This window comes from Guyparkeria hydrothermalis (assembly GCF_023555375.1).
Lineage (GTDB): Bacteria > Pseudomonadota > Gammaproteobacteria > Halothiobacillales > Halothiobacillaceae > Guyparkeria > Guyparkeria hydrothermalis.
The window spans coordinates 221,720-238,469 of the sequence record NZ_JAJSEE010000002.1 but is presented as its reverse complement, the minus strand read 5'-3'; the positions used below and the strand labels follow the sequence as shown (position 1 = coordinate 238,469).

16 protein-coding genes are annotated in these 16,750 nt (G+C 67.7%); 5 read left to right on the top strand and 11 right to left on the bottom strand.

What is annotated here, in order from left to right:
* The first annotated feature begins 72 nt into the window (after window positions 1–72).
* Window positions 73–1,605: a TolC family outer membrane protein gene (locus tag LV475_RS03665; RefSeq protein WP_250105779.1), complete on the top strand. Its 1,533-nt coding sequence runs from the start codon at window positions 73–75 to the stop codon at window positions 1,603–1,605.
* Window positions 1,606–1,642: 37 nt separating this feature from the next.
* On the opposite strand, the gene LV475_RS03660 is transcribed toward LV475_RS03665, so the two are convergent.
* Window positions 1,643–2,875, bottom strand: coding sequence for a 3-deoxy-D-manno-octulosonic acid transferase (locus LV475_RS03660; protein ID WP_250105778.1), 1,233 nt, complete (start codon window positions 2,873–2,875; stop codon window positions 1,643–1,645).
* 115 nt (window positions 2,876–2,990) lie between these two features.
* On the opposite strand from LV475_RS03660, the gene LV475_RS03655 reads away from it, so the two are divergent.
* Window positions 2,991–3,881, top strand: a complete 891-nt coding sequence (locus LV475_RS03655; protein WP_169303661.1) for a lysophospholipid acyltransferase family protein — start codon at window positions 2,991–2,993, stop codon at window positions 3,879–3,881.
* A 10-nt stretch (window positions 3,882–3,891) separates the two neighbouring features.
* Here LV475_RS03655 and LV475_RS03650 read toward each other — a convergent pair whose 3' ends face one another.
* Genes LV475_RS03650 through LV475_RS03640 form a run of 3 tightly spaced genes read right to left on the bottom strand, consistent with a single transcriptional unit; the run spans window position 3,892 to window position 6,597 of the window.
* Complete coding sequence (locus LV475_RS03650; RefSeq protein ID WP_231505768.1) at window positions 3,892–4,596, bottom strand: hypothetical protein; 705 nt, start codon at window positions 4,594–4,596, stop codon at window positions 3,892–3,894.
* 44 nt (window positions 4,597–4,640) lie between these two features.
* Window positions 4,641–5,477: a hypothetical protein gene (locus tag LV475_RS03645; protein ID WP_136867722.1), complete on the bottom strand. Its 837-nt coding sequence runs from the start codon at window positions 5,475–5,477 to the stop codon at window positions 4,641–4,643.
* A 4-nt stretch (window positions 5,478–5,481) separates the two neighbouring features.
* Complete coding sequence (locus tag LV475_RS03640; RefSeq protein WP_250105851.1) at window positions 5,482–6,597, bottom strand: glycosyltransferase family 4 protein; 1,116 nt, start codon at window positions 6,595–6,597, stop codon at window positions 5,482–5,484.
* Window positions 6,598–6,730: 133 nt separating this feature from the next.
* Here LV475_RS03640 and LV475_RS03635 point away from each other — a divergent pair, with 133 nt between their 5' ends.
* Window positions 6,731–7,717, top strand: coding sequence for a mitochondrial fission ELM1 family protein (locus LV475_RS03635; protein WP_250105777.1), 987 nt, complete (start codon window positions 6,731–6,733; stop codon window positions 7,715–7,717).
* A gap of 21 nt (window positions 7,718–7,738) precedes the next feature.
* Here the strand turns inward: LV475_RS03635 and LV475_RS03630 are convergent, their stop codons facing one another.
* The 5 genes from LV475_RS03630 to argS form a co-directional block, all read right to left on the bottom strand.
* Window positions 7,739–7,951: a zinc-finger domain-containing protein gene (locus tag LV475_RS03630; protein ID WP_136867720.1), complete on the bottom strand. Its 213-nt coding sequence runs from the start codon at window positions 7,949–7,951 to the stop codon at window positions 7,739–7,741.
* On the bottom strand, window positions 7,948–8,883 hold the full coding sequence (locus LV475_RS03625) for a branched-chain amino acid transaminase (protein ID WP_250105776.1): 936 nt from the start codon (window positions 8,881–8,883) through the stop codon (window positions 7,948–7,950). Before LV475_RS03625 ends, LV475_RS03630 begins: the two co-directional genes overlap by 4 nt.
* A 119-nt stretch (window positions 8,884–9,002) precedes the next feature.
* Window positions 9,003–10,751, bottom strand: coding sequence for a GGDEF domain-containing protein (locus LV475_RS03620; RefSeq protein ID WP_250105775.1), 1,749 nt, complete (start codon window positions 10,749–10,751; stop codon window positions 9,003–9,005).
* Between the two features lie 192 nt (window positions 10,752–10,943).
* Window positions 10,944–11,522 (bottom strand): SPOR domain-containing protein, encoded by a 579-nt coding sequence (locus tag LV475_RS03615; RefSeq protein ID WP_136867717.1) that lies wholly within the window; start codon window positions 11,520–11,522, stop codon window positions 10,944–10,946.
* Between the two features lie 8 nt (window positions 11,523–11,530).
* A complete protein-coding gene (argS, locus tag LV475_RS03610; protein ID WP_250105774.1) occupies window positions 11,531–13,294 on the bottom strand; it encodes an arginine--tRNA ligase in 1,764 nt (587 codons plus the stop codon).
* Between the two features lie 180 nt (window positions 13,295–13,474).
* Here argS and folE point away from each other — a divergent pair, with 180 nt between their 5' ends.
* Both folE and LV475_RS03600 read left to right on the top strand, forming a co-directional pair.
* On the top strand, window positions 13,475–14,086 hold the full coding sequence (gene folE, locus LV475_RS03605) for a GTP cyclohydrolase I FolE (RefSeq protein WP_136867715.1): 612 nt from the start codon (window positions 13,475–13,477) through the stop codon (window positions 14,084–14,086).
* A 4-nt stretch (window positions 14,087–14,090) separates the two neighbouring features.
* Entirely contained in the window at window positions 14,091–14,825 is a 735-nt protein-coding gene (locus LV475_RS03600) for an SDR family oxidoreductase (protein ID WP_136867714.1), read from the top strand.
* A 166-nt stretch (window positions 14,826–14,991) separates the two neighbouring features.
* Here the strand turns inward: LV475_RS03600 and LV475_RS03595 are convergent, their stop codons facing one another.
* Both LV475_RS03595 and LV475_RS03590 read right to left on the bottom strand, forming a co-directional pair.
* The gene (locus tag LV475_RS03595; protein WP_136867713.1) at window positions 14,992–15,780 is read right to left on the bottom strand and encodes an ABC transporter permease; all 789 of its coding nucleotides are present in this window, start codon (window positions 15,778–15,780) and stop codon (window positions 14,992–14,994) included.
* Window positions 15,781–15,793: 13 nt separating this feature from the next.
* Complete coding sequence (locus LV475_RS03590) at window positions 15,794–16,747, bottom strand: ATP-binding cassette domain-containing protein (RefSeq protein WP_247709534.1); 954 nt, start codon at window positions 16,745–16,747, stop codon at window positions 15,794–15,796.
* Window positions 16,748–16,750: the final 3 nt, after the last annotated feature.

Here is a 16,750-nt window from a genome sequence, read left to right as displayed (position 1 = left end):
GCCGCTGGGGTATCGTGCCAATAGTTAGCAGGCTAACAAGTTACGCACCCAATCGTTCGAGGTATCACCGCCATGCCAGTCCGTCGCCTCAACTCCGCCCCCGGCCGGGGCGGCCCTCGCGGCCTTGCCCGACCGTTCCGTCGCGCCGCCCTGTCGGCCGCCATCGGCATGGGCCTGTCGCTGGCGAGCGGGCCGGCACTCGCCGAAGATCTCCTCGATATCTACGCCCTGGCCGAGCAGAACGACCAACAGCTGCGCGCCGCGGAACAGCAGCGCCTCTCGGTCGAGCAGAACATCCCGATCGAGCGCGCGGATCTGCTGCCACAGGTCGGGGCAACGGCAGGGGTCAATTACGGCCGCACGGACACCACCATCGGCGAGCCCGCCCAGGGTCCGGACAGCAGTGACGGCGTAAGCGGCGACCTGTTCCTGCGCCTCGACCAGACGATCTTCAACCGCACTGACCAGCTCGAAGTGGGGCGCGCGGAGCTGGAGGCCCGCCAGGCCGCCGTCGACTACGAACAGGCACGCCAGGACCTGATCCTGCGCACCGGACAGGCCTATTTCCGGGTCCTCAATGCCGACGCGCAACTGCAGCTGGCCCAGGCCAATCGCACCGCCCTCAAGCGCCAACTCGAACGCGCCCAGCGCCAGTACGAGGTGGGCCTGGTCGCCGTGACCGACGTGGCCGACGCCCAGTCGGAATACGACCAGGCCAACGCGCAGATCATCGCCGCCCGCAATGAGCTCAACAACGCCGAGGCGGCGCTGGCCACCATTATCGGCCGCACGGTCACCGACCTCGACGACATCCGCACCAACCTCGACGTGGCCGCCCCGCAACCGGCCGATCCCGAGCAGTGGATCGAGCTGGCGCTGGCCCAGAACCTCGGTCTGCAGAGCGCGACCATCGGTACGCGCATCGCGCAGCAGGCGGTCGACATCAACCGGTCGGCCCGCGCGCCCACGGTCGGCCTGAACGCCCAGTACGGCTACGACAACAGCTACCAGGGTGGCGGCTTGGCCGGGCAGGACCGCCGGGGCTCGCTCAACGGGAGCGTCGGCGTTCAGGTGGAACTGCCGATCTACACCGGCGGGCGGATCAATTCGCGTTCGCGCAAGGCGGCCTTCGACTACCAGCGCAGCCAGTTCGATCTGGACGGCCAGCGACGCCAGGTCCGCCAGCAGACCTCCGACAGCTTCCGCGGCGTGCAGACCTCGATCAGCGAGATCACCGCCTTCCGCCAGGCCGTCGAGTCCGCGCGCACCAGCCTGGTCGCCACCGAGGCGGGCTACGGCGTGGGCACGCGCACCATCGTCGACGTGCTCAACGCCGAGTTGCGCGTCTTCCAGGCCATGGCCGACTACCTGGACGCCCGCTACAACTACCTCACCAACCTGCTGCAGCTGAAGGCCGACACCGGCCAGTTGACCGTCGCCGACCTGGAAGCCATCAACCGCCAGCTCACCGACCAGGAAACCAACGCCCTGATCGCCCCGCTGATGGGACAGGGCGATGACGAGGCCGGCGCAAGCACCGCGGACACCGAGATGATGCAGCGCGTGCTCGAGCGCGCCCGCCAGACGGTGAACGGCGAGAACTGATCTCGTCCGACCGGCTGCCAGCGGCGAGGCCGGCAGATCAATCCAGCCAGCGCGCGAGCCGATCGACCAGGCGTTGAGCCGCGCCGCGGTGCTCGGCGATCACGTCACGCGCCCGCGCACCAACCGCCGCCCAGGATTCGGGGCGATCGAAACACTCGATCACGGCACGGCCCAGCGCCTCGCTGTCGGCCACCTGCCGGCTGGCGTCCCGTTCGTCGAGCGCGGCGAAGACCTGGCGGAAGTTTTCCACCGCCGGCCCATGCAACACCGCGCGGCCCACGGCCGCCGGCTCGATCGGGTTGTGTCCGCCGATCGGCACCAACGACCCGCCCATGAAGACCACCGGCACCTCGGCAAACAACCCCGCCAGCAGACCCGCGCGATCGACGATCTCCACCGTGCATTCCTCCCGCGGCGGCCGGCCGGGCGACCAGGTTTCCACCGAAAAGCCCTGTCCCTCGACCAACCGCGTTACCTCGCCCGCCCGCTCGGGATGGCGCGGCACCAGGATCAAGCGGGCATCGGGATACCGCTGCCGCACCGCCTGGTGGGCCGCAAGCACCTGCGCTTCCTCGTTCGGATGGGTGCTCGCCGCCAGCCAGGTGTGCTCGCGTCCCGAGGGAACGGCAGGAATGGCAGCGGCCACCGGCAGGTCGAACTTGAGATTGCCGCAATCCTCGACCCGCCCGGCGCCCAGGGCCAGGAAGCGCTCCCGATCGGCAGGAGATTGCGCGCAGATCAACTCGACGCCGCCCAGCACGTCGCGCAGCAGCGCTCCCCCCCAGCGGGCGTAGCGTCGATAGGAGCGATCGGACAGGCGGGCATTGGCGATGACCAACGGCACGTGGGCGTGTCCCGCCTCGCGCACCAGATTCGGCCAGAGCTCGGTTTCCATCACGACCAGCAGGCGGGGGCGCAGGCGCGCCAACACGCGTCGCTGAGCGAATGCGAAATCGAAGGGCGCGTAGAAATGGGGCAGGTCGAGGGCGCGTGCGGCCTCGGCGCCGGTCTCGGTGGTGGTGCTGATCACGACCGGGAGATCCGGCCAACGCGCGCGCACCGCCCGGATCAGCATGGCCGCGGCGCGCACCTCGCCCAGTGACACCGCGTGCAGCCACAGGGCATCCCGGGGCAGACCGTCCCGCAGGCGCCCGAACTGCTCGAACAAGCGGCCGTGACCGGGACGAGCCCGGCGATGACGCCGCCAGGCGTCCCACACCAGCCACGGACTGAGTAGCCCGAGCAGCAACGGGTAGTGCCAGCGCCTCATGCCCCCTCACCCCGCCCACGGGGACGATCATGCAAGGGGACGCAAAGCGGTGAGACGATCGGGCAGGCGACGCGCTTCAAGTGCATGGGGCCATTATCGCTTAGAATGCGGCCCCATGAGTGCCCCTCTCCCACCACGGATTCGCGCGACGCGCTTGCTGTTGTCCCTGATTCCCCGGCTGATCGCCGCCTTGCCGCAGCGTGCCCGGCTTGCCCTCGGCCGCGGGCTGGGCTGGCTGATGGCACGCGCGCTGAAAAAGCGCCGGCGGATCATGCAGGCGAATCTCACGGTCGCCTTCCCCGACTGGACCGCGGGCGCACGGGACGATCTGATCGATGAACACTTCGCTCGGCTCGGGGCGGGGATCTGCGAGGGATTCTGGGGCTGGTTCGGCAACCTCGACCGCGTGCCCGACTACCGGGTTATCGGCCTCGAACACCTCGAGGCGGCTCGCGCGGCCGGGCAGGGCGTGATCCTCAACGCCGCGCACGTGACCGACATGGAGCTGGGCGTGTACTTCGTCTCGCGACACGCCCCCGTCCACGCCGTCTACCGGCCCAACAACAACCGCGCGATCGACAGCCTGATCAACCTGGGGCGGGAAAAGCACCTGGCCGGACTGATCCACCGCGAGGACACCCGCGCCATGGTCCGGGCCCTGCGCGCCGGGGAGGTGCTGTGGACCGCGCCGGACCAGAACTACCACGGCAAGACCAGCGCCTTCATCCCCTTCTTCGGCCTGCCGGCGGCCACCAACACCGCCATGCCGATACTCGCCCGCATGGGCCGGGCCGTGATCCTGCCCTACCACGTCCGCCGTTTCGGCAACCGCTACGAACTGGCGATCGAGTCGCCGATCTCGGGACTACCCAGCGGTGACGACGTCGCCGACACACAACGCCTAGTCGAACGCCTGGAGGCGGAAATCCGTCGTCACCCCGCCATGTATCTCTGGGGGCACCGCCGGTTCAAGACGTTGCCCGAGGGCTATCCGCCGCTCTACTGACCCGCGTGAATCAGTGCCAGTGACGGGCCACCCACGGGGTGGGCCGCATCCACTTCCACTTGCCTTTCCATTCGCCCCGAATCGCCTCGTCCGGCTTGGGATGGCCGTGGAAGACCACGATCTTGGCATCCTTGGGCTCTCTCGGTGCGATGAATGGCGCGAGCAGACGATGAGGCATGCAGTGCTTCTTGAAGCTCACGCACCATTCCGCCGGCCAGTACACCATGTCGTAGCCCGACTCGTGCAGCGTCTCGGTCAAGTAGATCTGCTCGTTGCGACGCTCGGCCATGACCTTCTCGGGATCGGCGTTGTAGCGGTCCAGCACCCAGGAAAGGTCGCCGATCTTGAACCGGTAAACCGAGGAATTCCCCACCACCCGGTCCGGGTGCGTCCAGTTATGGATGATGCAGAAATCACCGGGGTAGTCGAAAAACGGATCGAGCGAGTCCCGGATGACGATATCGAGATCCAGGAACAGCGCATCGCCTTCCATGCCGCCCAGGTCCGGCGTGAAGGTGCCGAGTTTCCGCCAGGCCTCATGCAGTCGATGGGGCGGCACGTTCACCTCGGGCAGCGGGTGGGTTTCCACCTCGTCGCGAATGCCCGAGGCATCATCGGTGAAGCAGGCAAACCGGAATGGCGGAGTGATGTTGCGGGCCACCATGCTGTAGAGGGTGTTCACGTCCTGGGCGCTGTAGGCATCACCCCATTTCATGCAGATCACGTTTTTCATCGGTTTCACTCTTGTTTTGTTGGCGGCTAGCGGTCCACCCGTTCATGAGTAAACAGGCCGGGGGCCAGGCCGATCGGGAAGCGCTGCTTCCGCCACCAAGGCCGGTTCAACTCTTTTTCGATGTCACTGAACCCGTTCACCAGCCGCGAGGATGGATGTGCCGCCACATAGGGCAGGATCACGTTCAACATCCAATCTCGCCTTACCAGAATCGATTGATTGGTCCAGTTGAGATACGGGGACGCGGTGACGAGATTGCCGCGCTCGGTGCGGCAAAAGACGTTCGGAAACGCCCGCTCCGGATCAGGCATGGCGTAGGCCGCGATACCCTGCAACCGCTGGGCCTTGCGTGGCCGCACCCAGCGACGAATCCTTGCAAGCCACGCCGCACGCGCCGAAACGGAAGGGAGCCTATCATCGAAGTAACGGCGAAATTTTCCCAGCGTGGCGAAGTCCTGACCCGGCGCAGCCAGACTACGAAAACGGAACACCGGGATGCCGAACCCCTCGGCATCGTGCAATGCCGCTGAGAGTTGCCGAACGGCCTCGGCATGGGATTCGATCAACGGGCAGTCGTTTTCCAGAAGCAGGACGTAATCGCAATCGATTTCCTCGAGGAGCGCCTTGACGCCCCCGAAAATGCCGATGTTGTTCGTCGTGCCACTCGCGGACAACCCGAACACCTCGGCCACGTCACGATCCTGGTCGCTTATTTCCTGGAACAGGATGCGAGCGTCATCAAATAGCGAAAACAGATCGCCGTCGGCATATGTCGCCAGGGTCTGAGACAGTGTGCGAGGCGCCTTCCAACTCAGCACGCCCAATCCAATCGTAATGCCCTGCGGCCCGTTCAACGCACCCATCACCTTACCGCCTCGTCGCCACACCCGCCCCTGGGGCGGCCAACCGTTCGTAGAGGGCAATGGTCTCACGTTGCATGGCGTCAAGTGTGAACGGCACTCGATCCGGTGCGCTCGGCGCACCCTGCCGATACCACCGATCCAGTGTCTCGACGGCTCGCCGGTGGTCACGGCAAGGAATACGCCCCTCGGGGTAGACGCGAGCCAGCTGCTCGCCGACGCCACCGTGGTCATAGCCGAGCACCGGTCGCCCCAGGGCCAGCGCCTCGGTGACGGTGCGACCGAACGATTCGGGCTTGGTGGTCAGGGAGAGCACCACATCGCTGATCGCCATGACCTCGCGCAGATCGCGGCGCGGGCCGAGCCAGGTGATGTCGCCCCCCAGCCCCTGCTCCTCGATGGCGCCCTGGACACGGCGCCAGTAGTCCTGCCGACGCGGATGCACGCCGCCGACCAGCAGGGCATGAACGGGGACGCCGCGCGCCTTGAGGCCGGCGACGATCTCGACCAGATCCAGCTGCCCCTTGATCTGGGTGATGCGCCCCGGCAGCGTGAGGATCCATCGATCCGCCAGCTGCGGGTGTTCTTCGAAGAAGCGCTCGCGCCAGGCGGCATCCGGTCGAAAGGCGGGATGGTAGTCGGCCGGGTCGACGCCTCGGTAGATGCGCACGATGCGCTCGGGGTCGACCTTCGGGTAATTGGTGCGGATGTAGTCGACGATGCTGTCGGAGACGGCGATCACGCGCTCGCCCTTGGTCATCACCGCGCTGTACCACCCGGGCGAATAGGCGCCGTGGACGGTGGTGACCAGATGCGGGCGGGACGTTCGCGGCATTCCCTTCCAGGCAAGCCAGCCGATCCAGGCGGGCAGACGCGAACGCAGGTGCAGGATGTCGACCTGCTCGTCGCGCAGCAGGCGACGCACCGTGGGGATATAGCGCAGGGTGGACAGGGACTTGCGCCCCACCGGCATGGCGACATGCTCGCCGCCCAGTGCCTCGAGTTCCTCGACCAGCCGCCCGCCCTCGGAGATCACGATCGCCCGGTGACCGGCGCGCACTAGGGCCGCGGCAATCTCGAGCGTGCCGCGCTCCACCCCGCCGCCCTCGAGGGCGGGCAGCATCTGCACCACGGTCAGTCGTCGCGGGCTGGTGGGCGGGTTGGCTGTTGTCACCGGCTGATCTCCTCGATCGGCTTGCCGACACGAAGCCGGCGCAAAGGGTGGTCTGGGAATCTTGCGAGGCTATCATGCCCCCATGCCGACATATCCCGACACCGTCAACGAGATCTGGGCCGTGACCACCGGCGAGGCGGGCATGGCCAACCAGGCCCGCGGCCTGGCCGAGGCCGTCGCCGAGCGCACCGGCTGGCCGGTGGTGCAGAAGACCATCGGCATGCCGCGACCCTGGCGCTGGCTGCCGATGCACTGGGTGCCCGATCCGCTGGGCAAGCTCTCGCCCGACTCGGATCGACTCGCCCCGCCCTGGCCGCGCGTGCTGATCACCTGCGGGCGGCGAAGTGCGGCCGTCTCGATCGCCATTCGCCACGCCAGTGGCGGTCGCTGCTTTACCGTGCACGTTCAGGACCCGCTGATCCCGCCACGCTACTTCGATCTGGTGGTGCCGCCGCGCCACGACGGACTGACCGGGCCGAACGTCCTGCCGACGCGCGGGGCGATCCACCATGTCACTCAAGCCAAGCTCGATCAGGCCGCCGAGCGGTTCCGCGCCGGGTTCGAGGCGCTGCCGCGTCCGTGGATCGGCGTACTGCTCGGCGGCTCGAACCGCACCATGACCCTGACGCCGGAGAAGACCCGACGCATCGGCGAGCAGCTGGCACAGGCCGCCCGCGACAGTGGCGGATCGATTATCGTCACGCCGTCGCGACGCACCGGGGAGGAGAACACGCAGGTATTGGCAGAGACCATCGCGGGCGTGCCGCATCAGCTGTGGCGTGGCGAGGGACCCAACCCGTATTTCGGCATTCTCGCCCTGGCCGACTATCTGGTGGTCAGCGGCGATTCCGCCTCGATGGTGTCCGAGGCCGCCTCGACCGGCAAACCGCTGTACGTGATCGACTTCGGCCGTTACTCGAAGCGCCTGGCGCGCTTCCACCGCGAGCTGCGCGAGGAGGGGGTGACGCGCCCCTTCGACGGCCGACTCGCTCGCTGGGATTACGACCCGGTGGACGATACCCGGCAGGTCGCCGACATCATCGGCGACCGGGTGACGGGCGCGGCATAGCTCGCACCACGCCGGAAGGGATCAGTCGATCAGCTTGTAAACCGCGCTGCAGTAGATGCAGCGGGCCTCGTCGCCCTGGTGCTCGAGATGGATGTAGACCCGCGGGTGCGAGTTCCAGACGGCCTCTTCCTCGCGCGGGCAGTAGACCGGCAGGTCGGCCTGGGTCACCTCGATCACCCGGTCGGCGTTCGGAGTCTTGAAGTCCTGCGGATGGGATGCGGTATCCGGGTTCATGCGCGTGCCTCCACGTAGTCGATCCAGTTGTCCGCCAGCGGGGGATAGCGTCCCTCGACCAGGTCGAAATAGGTGCTCTGCAGGCGCTCGGTGATCGGACCGCGTACGCCGCTGCCGATCGGCCGGTCGTCGACCTCGCGGATCGGCGTGACCTCGGCGGCGGTGCCGGTGAAGAAGGCCTCGTCGGCGATGTAGACCTCGTCGCGGGTGATGCGCTTTTCCACCACCGGGATGCCGAACTGGTCGGCCAGTGCGATGATGGTCCGGCGGGTGATGCCGTCGAGCGCCGCGGTCAGGTCCGGGGTGTAGAGCACGCCGTCACGAACGATGAAGATGTTCTCGCCCGAGCCCTCGGCGACGAAGCCCTGGGTGTCGAGCAGCATCGCCTCGTCGTAACCGGCGGCCGTGGCCTCGCGCAACGCAAGCATGGAGTTCATGTAGGCGCCGTTGGCCTTGGCCTTGCACATGGTGACGTTGACGTGGTGGCGAGAATAGCTAGAGGTGCGGATGCGGATGCCCTTCTCGATGTTCTCCGCGCCGAGGTAGGCGCCCCAGTGCCAGGCGGCGACCATGACGTGCACCTTGAGGTTGTCGGCGCGCAGGCCCATGCCCTCGGAGCCGTAGAAGGCCATCGGGCGGATGTAGGCGCTCTCGAGACCGTTCTCCCGCACGACCTGACGCTGCACCTCGTTGAGGTGGCTCTCGGTGTAGGGCAGCTTCATGCCGAGGATCTTGGCCGAGTTGTGCAGCCGACGGGTGTGGTCCTCGAGGCGGAAGATCGCGGTGCCCTGGTCGGTCTTGTAGGCCCGCACGCCCTCGAACACGCCCATGCCGTAGTGCAGGGTGTGGGTGAGCACGTGGGTCTTGGCCTCGCGCCATTCGACCATCTCGCCGTCCAGCCAGATCAGGCCATCGCGATCTTCCATCGACATTGCTTTATGCCTCGCAGAGCAGTGAACCGGTGTCGCGCGGCGCCGACCGACAGGTCAGCGAGCACGACCGCGCGCAAACCCGCGAGTTTACCACCCCGGGCGGGATTCCGGCAGGGGCGTCAGTGGGCCAGCTCGACGCGGTCGCGCCCGCCCTCCTTGGCGTGGTAGAGCGCGGCATCCGCGCGAGCGAGCAGCGTGTTGGCGGTATCGCCCTCGCGCATCTGGGCCACCCCGAGGCTCACGGTGCCGCCCGGCCCCAGCTCGGAGGCCGAATTGCCGCGGTAGGCCTCACGGATGCGCTCGGCGATCACGGTCGCCTGGGCCAGCGCCTGCCCCGGCAGCAGGATGACGAACTCCTCGCCGCCGTAACGGAAACACAGATCGCCCTCGCGCACGTTCGCCTGCATCACCCGCGCAAGGCACCGTAACGCATCGTCGCCGGCCAGATGGCCGTAGCGGTCGTTGTAGTCCTTGAAACGGTCGGTATCGAGCACGATCAGGCTCAGCGGTGCGCCGGTGCGCAGGCTCGCCGCGATCGCAAGATCCAGGCGCCGATCGAGCGCCCGCCGGTTGTAGAGCCCGGTCAACCCGTCCTGCTCGCTCAGGAACCGGTAGCGATCACGCTCGCGCGCCAGCGTGGTCTCCTCGCGCTGCTTGTGACGGATGCGGTTGCCCAGCGCAAAGGCCAACAATAGCGCCTCGGCCAGCGAGCCGACCGGCAGGGCGACCATCAGCCAGCCGGCGTAGGGCAACCAGCCCAACAGCATGGCCAGGTACAGCAAGACCGCCAACGCGAATACCGACCAGCCCAGCAGCAGGTAACCGGCCGGGCCGAAACCGCGGCGCATCGCGCGCAGCGCCGCCCAGACGATCACCACCACGGTGGCGACCGCGTAGGTCGCCACGATGGCGAACGAGAGCACGCCCGCCAGCCAGATCGAGGCCGGCATCGACAGCAGCGCCACCCCCATGACGCCGACCAGGGCGCGGTCGACGCGTCGATCGTCTCGCTGGGTGCGCAGGAAACGACGCACGAACCAGATGCCCGACAACGCCATCAGGGCGACGGCCAACTGGGCACGCGCGGCTGGCGGCACCGCCAGGGCCGCCTCGGGCAACCAGGGGGTCAGGATGTTGTAGCGCAGGGCAATATAGAGCACGGTCGCCGACAGAAACGCGGCGTAGCCGAGGTAGGTGCGCTCGCGCACCGCCAGCATGAGAAACAGGCTGTAGGCGGCCATGCCCAGCATGGCACCGAGATAGACACCGAACAGGGTGTAGCGCACCAGCGTGTTGGCCCGTTCCTCCTCCAGCGACCCGAGGGTCAGGCGCAGCGCGGCCGGGCCGTCGGCCCGCAGGCGGATCAGGAACTCGCGCTCACCACTGAATCGCGGCAGCAGCCGCCCGGGGTGGCCCGGCATGTCGAGCAGCCCACCGATCTCGGCCGCCTCGCGCACTTCCCGCCATTCGCTCGCCGCCGTCCCGGGCAGGGCCGTGGGATCACGCAGGAACACGCGCACATCGCGGAAGTAGGGCCAGCGCACCGAAAGCCACCGCATCTCGCCCTCGGCCGAGTCGTCCAGGGCCGGTCCGTCGAGCCGCAGGCGCAGCCAGAGCCAGCCTTGGCGGGGCCCCAGATTGAGTGCGGGCGATTCGACGACGCGGTAGTCGAGCGCCAGGGCCTCGGCAGGCGAGAGGCGTTCGTGGCTGGTGGCCCACTGGGCCCCGGAGAGGAGATCGACCTCGGCCTGCGCGAGCGGGGCGCACAGCCACAGGAGGGCGGCAAGCGCCACACGCGGCAAGACGCCGCCGCGCCCCTGCTCGCGGCCATCCGCCCCAATCCGCTCCGCGGTATCGCAGCCCACCATGCGCCATCCCCGCAACAGGCCAATCGCTGGCCGAGCCTTGGCTGCCGACACGCCCAAGTGTTACGGCAGGCCCGTCAAGGACCCCGTGCCGTGCCCACGACGCGTTGAGCGGCATGGCATCCGTGCAGAGGATCCTTTATATGGCTCACTGTATTCCGAGTCTAGCGCTTGGGCAATGTCCAAATCGCGCAGTTATCCGTCGCTACGACGCGGCGCGGTGGTCTCGATCCCCGCCTCTTCGAGCTGGCGGCGCAGGGCGTTGATTTCCTTGCCCGGCAGGGGGCCGAGGACCACGCGGTGGTAGCGCGCCCCGGACACGTCGACGGGCACGATGCGGCTCTCCACCCCGAGCAGGGCGAGTTCGGCCTTGCGCGCCTCGGCGTCACGCGCCTTGCTGAACGAGCCGGCCTGCACCAGGTAACGTGCATCCGGTGCCAGCTCGGCCTTCTCGTCGTCGGCCGGGGCGTCGTCCGACGGGGAGTCGGTCGGCTCGCTGGGCCGCGGCGGTTGATTGCCCTCTTCGGGCAGGAGGGTATAGAACTGGAACTCGGGCGAAACCGGCTGTTTCTCCGGCGGCTTTTCCACGCTGCGGGTGTCGGTCTGCCCGCCAGGTTGCGCGGTGGGCTGGCTGTTCTTCTCGGCCGTGAGCCGGGCGAGCAACACCACCAGACCCACCAGCAGCACCAGCGCGATCAGCAGTGCCCACTTCGCGCCGCGGTTGCCACCCGATGAGCGGGGTCGATTGACCTTCTTGCGTGCCTTGCTGGCCATGGCGGCGATTACATCTCGTCCGGTGCGTTAACGCCCAGCAAACCCAGGCCGTTGGCCAGCACCTGGCGGGTAGCCAGCACGAGGTTCAGGCGGGCGTTGCGCAACGGCGCGTCGTCACCCAGCAAGAAGGCGTGCGCGTTGTAGTAGCTGTGGAAATCCTGGGCCAGGTCGCGCAGGTAGTGGACCAGCTGGTGCGGCTCGTGCGACTTGGCCGCCCGCTCGACCAGCGCCGGGTACTGCGACAGGCGCTTGAACAGGGCCTGCTCGTGCGACTCGGTCAGTCGCACATAGGCCTCGCGGCCGGCCGACGGCTCGTGGGCAAAGCCGCGCAGCGGCAGCTGGCGCAGCACCGAGGCCACCCGCGCGTGGGCGTACTGGATGTAGTAGAGCGGGTTCTCGTTGCTCTGGCTCTTGGCGAGATCCAGGTCGAAATCGAGGTGCTGGTTGGCCGCGCGCATCACGTAGAAGAAGCGCGCCGCGTCGTTGCCCACCTCCTCGCGCAGCTCGCGCAGGGTGACGAAACTGCCCGAGCGCGTCGACATCGGCACCCGCTCGCCGCCGCGATAGAGGATCGCGAACTGCACCAACGAGACCACCAGCCGATCGGCCGGCTTGCCCAGCGCGGTCAGCGCGGCGCGTACCCGCGGGACGTAACCGTGGTGATCGGCCCCCCAGATGTCGATCACCTGGTCGAAGCCGCGATCGAACTTGTCGAGGTGGTAGGCGATGTCCGAGGCGAAATAGGTGGTCTGGCCGTTGTCGCGCCGGACCACGCGGTCCTTGTCGTCGCCGAAATCGGTCGAACGGAACCACAGCGCACCGTCACGCTCGTAGAGATGCCCCTCGGCCTCGAGCCGCTCGATCGCGCGCTCGACCAGCCCGCGATCGGCGAGGCTCTGCTCGGAGTACCAGTTGTCGTAGGTGACGCCGAACTCGGCCAGGTCCGCCCGGATGTCGGAGAGGATGGCATCAAGCGCCGCGCGGAAGACGATCTGGTAGTCGGTCTCGCCCAGCAGCTCGCGCATGCGCCGGATCAGCGCATCGATGTGGCGCTCCTTGTCGCCGACCGGGGCATCCTCCGGCAGATCGGCGAACACCTTGGCCGACTCCACCACCAGACGGTTACCGTGCTCGTCGGCCAGCGCCCGGGCGATGTCGAGGATGTAACCCTCCGAGCGGTAGCCGTTCGAGGGGAACTGGATGGCCTCGCCCTGGGCCTCGAGGTAGCGCAGCCAGACGCTGACCGCCAGGATGTGCATCTGCCGACCGGCGTCGTTGACGTAGTACTCGCGCTCGACGTCCGCGCCGACCGCCTCGAGCAGGTTGGCCACTACCGAGCCATAGGCCGCCCCCCGGCCGTGACCGACGTGCAGCGGCCCGGTCGGATTGGCCGATACGAATTCCACCTGCACCCGCTGCCCGGCCGCGGCATCCGAGCGACCGAAGCGCTCGCCTTCCTCGAGGATGCGATCGATCAGGGCGAACGCGGCACCGGCCTCGACGAAGAAGTTCATGAAGCCCGGGCCGGCGATCTCGACACGCTCGACGCCCGGCTCGTCGGCGAAGCCCGCGACGATGCGCTCGGCGATTGCCCGCGGCGACTGCTTCATCGGTTTGGCCAGCTGCATGGCGAGGTTGCTGGCAAAATCCCCGTGGGCCGGGTCCTTCGGCACGGTCAACACCGGGTTGACCGACACCTCGGCGGGCAGGTCACCCTCGGCGACCAGTTGCTGGCAGATGGCCTGGAGACGTTGTTCGATTACGGCCTTCACGGACGGGATAACCCCTTAGCGCTGAAAACAAGACACGGGCACCGCGGACGGTGCCGGGAAAGAACGCGACAGTTTAGCGGCAAGCGCGGCCCCAACCAACCGCGGCAGTCAGACATGCCCGCGGGCACCTGCTAAAGTTCCTGCCGACGTTTTGAGCCTTTACTGAGAGAAACCATCGACATGGCAGCCTTGCACGAGGACGACTTTCCCGAACCGGTCGGCGCGGACGAAAAGCGCGTCGAAACCATCGCCGGCGCGGTCAAGACCATCCTGGCCGAGTTGGGCGAGGACACCGCGCGCGAGGGGCTGGCCGACACGCCCACGCGCGTCGCCAAGGCCCTCCTCTACCTGACGCAGGGGCTCGATCAACGCGTCGAGTCCGCCATCGGCAACGCCCTGTTCGCGTCGGACAACGACGAGATGGTGGTGGTGCGCAACATCGAGTTCCACAGCCTCTGCGAGCACCACATGCTGCCCATCATCGGCCACGTCGACATCGGCTACATCCCGCAGGGCCGCGTGCTGGGGCTGTCGAAACTCGCCCGTATCGTCGATCTGTTTGCCCGCCGCCTGCAGATCCAGGAAAACATGACCCAGCAGATCGCCGAGGCCGTCGAGCAGGCCACCGGGGCCGCCGGCGTCGCCGTCCAGATGCGGGCCGCGCACATGTGCATGGCGATGCGCGGGGTCGAGAAGGTCGAGTCCGAGACGATCACCTCACGCATGACCGGCCAGTTCCGCGAGAGCGCGGCCACCCGCAACGAATTCCTGCAACTCGTCTCCCGAGGCTGATGCCGTGACCTCCCGCCCCCAGACCGTCCTGATCACCGGGGTGACCCGCCGGGTAGGCGCCCACCTCGCCGAGCACCTGCTCGCCGCCGGCCACCGGGTCATCGGCAGCTACCGCCACGAGACCGACGCCTTGCGCGCGCTCATCGACCAGGGCCTGATCGCCCTGGAGCTCGATCTCCTCGAGCGCGACCGGCTGGCCGCGTTCGCCGGGCAGGTGGCAGAGAAAACGGACCGGCTCGACCTGATCGTGCACAACGCCTCGATCTGGCACCGCGACGAGGACGTGGCCGCCCAACCGGAACTGGCCACGGCGATGTACACCGTGCACGTGACCAGCCCGATCGAACTCACCGAGCACCTGCAGCGCGCCCTGCCCGCCCGGAAGCGCGACGACGGCCACGCCGACCGGCAGGTGGTGTTCATGACCGACGCGCACATCGACGAGGGCGAGCCCGACCACATCCACTACATCGCCTCCAAGGCGGCCATCCAGAGCTCGGTCCGCTCGCTCGCACTGCGCTACGCCCCGCACACGCGAGTCAATGCCATCGCCCCGGGCCTGTTGATGTTCCATCCGGAAGACGACACCGACTACCGCCGCCAGCGTCTCGCCCGGCGCCTGCTCCCCTTCGAACCGGGCCCGGGGGTGGTGGCCGAGACCATCGACTACCTGATGGCCTGCCCGCTGATCAACCAGGCGGTAATCCGGCTGGACACGGGGCGGCGTTGGGAGAACTGAGGGCTGGGGCTGGGGCTGGGGCTGGGGCTGGACGAAACCGTCGATTCCGCCTTTGAGCGCGTCAAGACTCGGCTGCGAGTCTGATCGTTGCCCCTTTGAGCCATCGCGGCTAAAGCCGCTCCTACGCGCCCTCTTCCGGCTTCGAGCTGTCAGCTTCCAGCTTTTATCAAGCCCACAACCGCCGACGCACCAGGGCCACGGCCAGGTAGTAGGCGGCGACGGCGAAGCCGGCGAGCACGGCCAGGTGGGCGAGCAGGTGCTCGACCGGCTCGCCGACGATCAGCGGACGGATCACCTCGATCGCGTGGGTCAGCGGCAGCACCAGCACGGCGGTCTGCATCCACTCGGGCAGGGTCTCGATGGGGAAGAACACCCCCGAGAGCATGAACATCGGGGTGACTACCAGCACGAAGTAGTAATTGAAGAAATCGTAGTTGTCGGCGATAGCGGTCATGATGATCGCCGGTCCGGCGAACGCCAGCCCCAGCAGGAACACCACCGGCAGCGCCCACAGCGCCATCCAGCCGCCGGGCACCGCCCCCAGCAGGGTGGCGACGATCAGGATCGCCACGGCGCTCAACAGGCCCTTGAAGGCCGCCCAGATCGTCTCGCCCAGGATGATGTCGTCGATATCGAGCGGCGTGGCCATGATCGCGTCGAAGGTCTTCTGCGGCACCATCCGCGTGTACACGGAATACATGCCCTCGAAGCTGACCGAGATCATCGCCGAGGAGGCCACGATCCCCGAGGCGAGGAAGACCAGATACGGCAACCCGCCGATATCGCCCACCAGCGCGCCCAGCCCGATGCCCAACCCCAGCAGGTAGATCACCGGCTCGCCGAAGTTGAGCACGATCGCCGGCCCAAGCAGCTTGCGCCAGACGAGGAAGTTGCGCGCGAACACGGAAAACGCGGCCAGGCGCGCGCGGGGGATTTGCCAGATCGAACGCTTCATAAAGATCGGCACCTCATTCGCGCAGCTCCCGGCCGGTCAGATGCAGAAACACGTCCTCCAGGCCGGCTCGACGGTGGATCACGGTCAGGCCGTCTGGCTGGCCGAGGAAGTCGAGTATCGGTGCCGGCGCGCTGGTGTAGACATAGACCGCCGTTCCATGGCGCTCGACGCGCAACGCCATGGAGGTGAGGGTCGCGAACACGCCGTCGCTGACCGTCCCGCGCAGTTCGATCACGTCCGGCTCGACGTGCCGCCGGATCAACTCGCCCGGCGTGCCTTGATCGAGTATCCGACCGTGATCCATCACCACCAGCTCGTCGCAGAGCCGCTCGGCCTCTTCCATGTAGTGGGTCGTCAGCACCAGGGTCACGCCCCGGGCGCGCAGTTCGGCCAGGCGGCCCCAGATGACGTGGCGTACCTGCGGGTCGAGCCCCGAGGTGGGCTCGTCGAGGATGACCACCTCCGGGTCATTGACCAGGGCCCGGGCGATGGTCAGGCGGCGCTGCATGCCCCCACTCAACTGATCGACGCGGGCATCGGCCTTGTGGGTCAGGTTGGCGAACTCGAGCAGTGCGTCGACCCGATCGGCCACCTGTGACCGCGACAGGCCGAAAAAGCGCGCGTACATGAACAGGTTCTCGCGCACCGTGAAGTCCGGGTCGAGGTTGTCGCCCTGGGGCACCAGCCCCACCCGACCACGAATGGCACGCGCCTCGGCCGGCAACTGGTGCCCGAGCACCGAGAGCTCGCCGGCATCGAAATCGGCAAGCCCCATCAGCATCTTGAGGGTGGTGGTCTTGCCGGCCCCGTTGGGTCCCAGAAAGCCGAAACAGCGTCCGGCCGGGATGTCGAAATCGACCGCATCGACGGCGCGCAGCTTGCCGAAGCACTTGACCAGTCCGCGCGCGCGCACCACCGGCTGGCTCGTCGATTGGCGATGGACGGATGGCGACTCGGGGACGCTCACGGG

Bases quoted from the DNA above. Each gene is read 5' to 3' on its own strand.
- LV475_RS03635 (WP_250105777.1), top strand. From the start codon at position 6,731: ATGCCGACATATCCCGACACCGTCAACGAGATCTGGGCCGTGACCACC.
- LV475_RS03630 (WP_136867720.1), bottom strand. From the start codon at position 7,951: ATGAACCCGGATACCGCATCCCATCCGCAGGACTTCAAGACTCCGAAC.
- LV475_RS03615 (WP_136867717.1), bottom strand. From the start codon at position 11,522: ATGGCCAGCAAGGCACGCAAGAAGGTCAATCGACCCCGCTCATCGGGT.
- LV475_RS03655 (WP_169303661.1), top strand. From the start codon at position 2,991: ATGAGTGCCCCTCTCCCACCACGGATTCGCGCGACGCGCTTGCTGTTG.
- LV475_RS03595 (WP_136867713.1), bottom strand. From the start codon at position 15,780: ATGAAGCGTTCGATCTGGCAAATCCCCCGCGCGCGCCTGGCCGCGTTT.
- LV475_RS03640 (WP_250105851.1), bottom strand. From the start codon at position 6,597: ATGCTGCCCGCCCTCGAGGGCGGCGGGGTGGAGCGCGGCACGCTCGAG.
- LV475_RS03625 (WP_250105776.1), bottom strand. From the start codon at position 8,883: ATGTCGATGGAAGATCGCGATGGCCTGATCTGGCTGGACGGCGAGATG.
- LV475_RS03620 (WP_250105775.1), bottom strand. From the start codon at position 10,751: ATGGTGGGCTGCGATACCGCGGAGCGGATTGGGGCGGATGGCCGCGAG.
- LV475_RS03645 (WP_136867722.1), bottom strand. From the start codon at position 5,477: ATGGGTGCGTTGAACGGGCCGCAGGGCATTACGATTGGATTGGGCGTG.
- LV475_RS03660 (WP_250105778.1), bottom strand. From the start codon at position 2,875: ATGAGGCGCTGGCACTACCCGTTGCTGCTCGGGCTACTCAGTCCGTGG.
- LV475_RS03665 (WP_250105779.1), top strand. From the start codon at position 73: ATGCCAGTCCGTCGCCTCAACTCCGCCCCCGGCCGGGGCGGCCCTCGC.
- folE (WP_136867715.1), top strand. From the start codon at position 13,475: ATGGCAGCCTTGCACGAGGACGACTTTCCCGAACCGGTCGGCGCGGAC.
- LV475_RS03650 (WP_231505768.1), bottom strand. From the start codon at position 4,596: ATGAAATGGGGTGATGCCTACAGCGCCCAGGACGTGAACACCCTCTAC.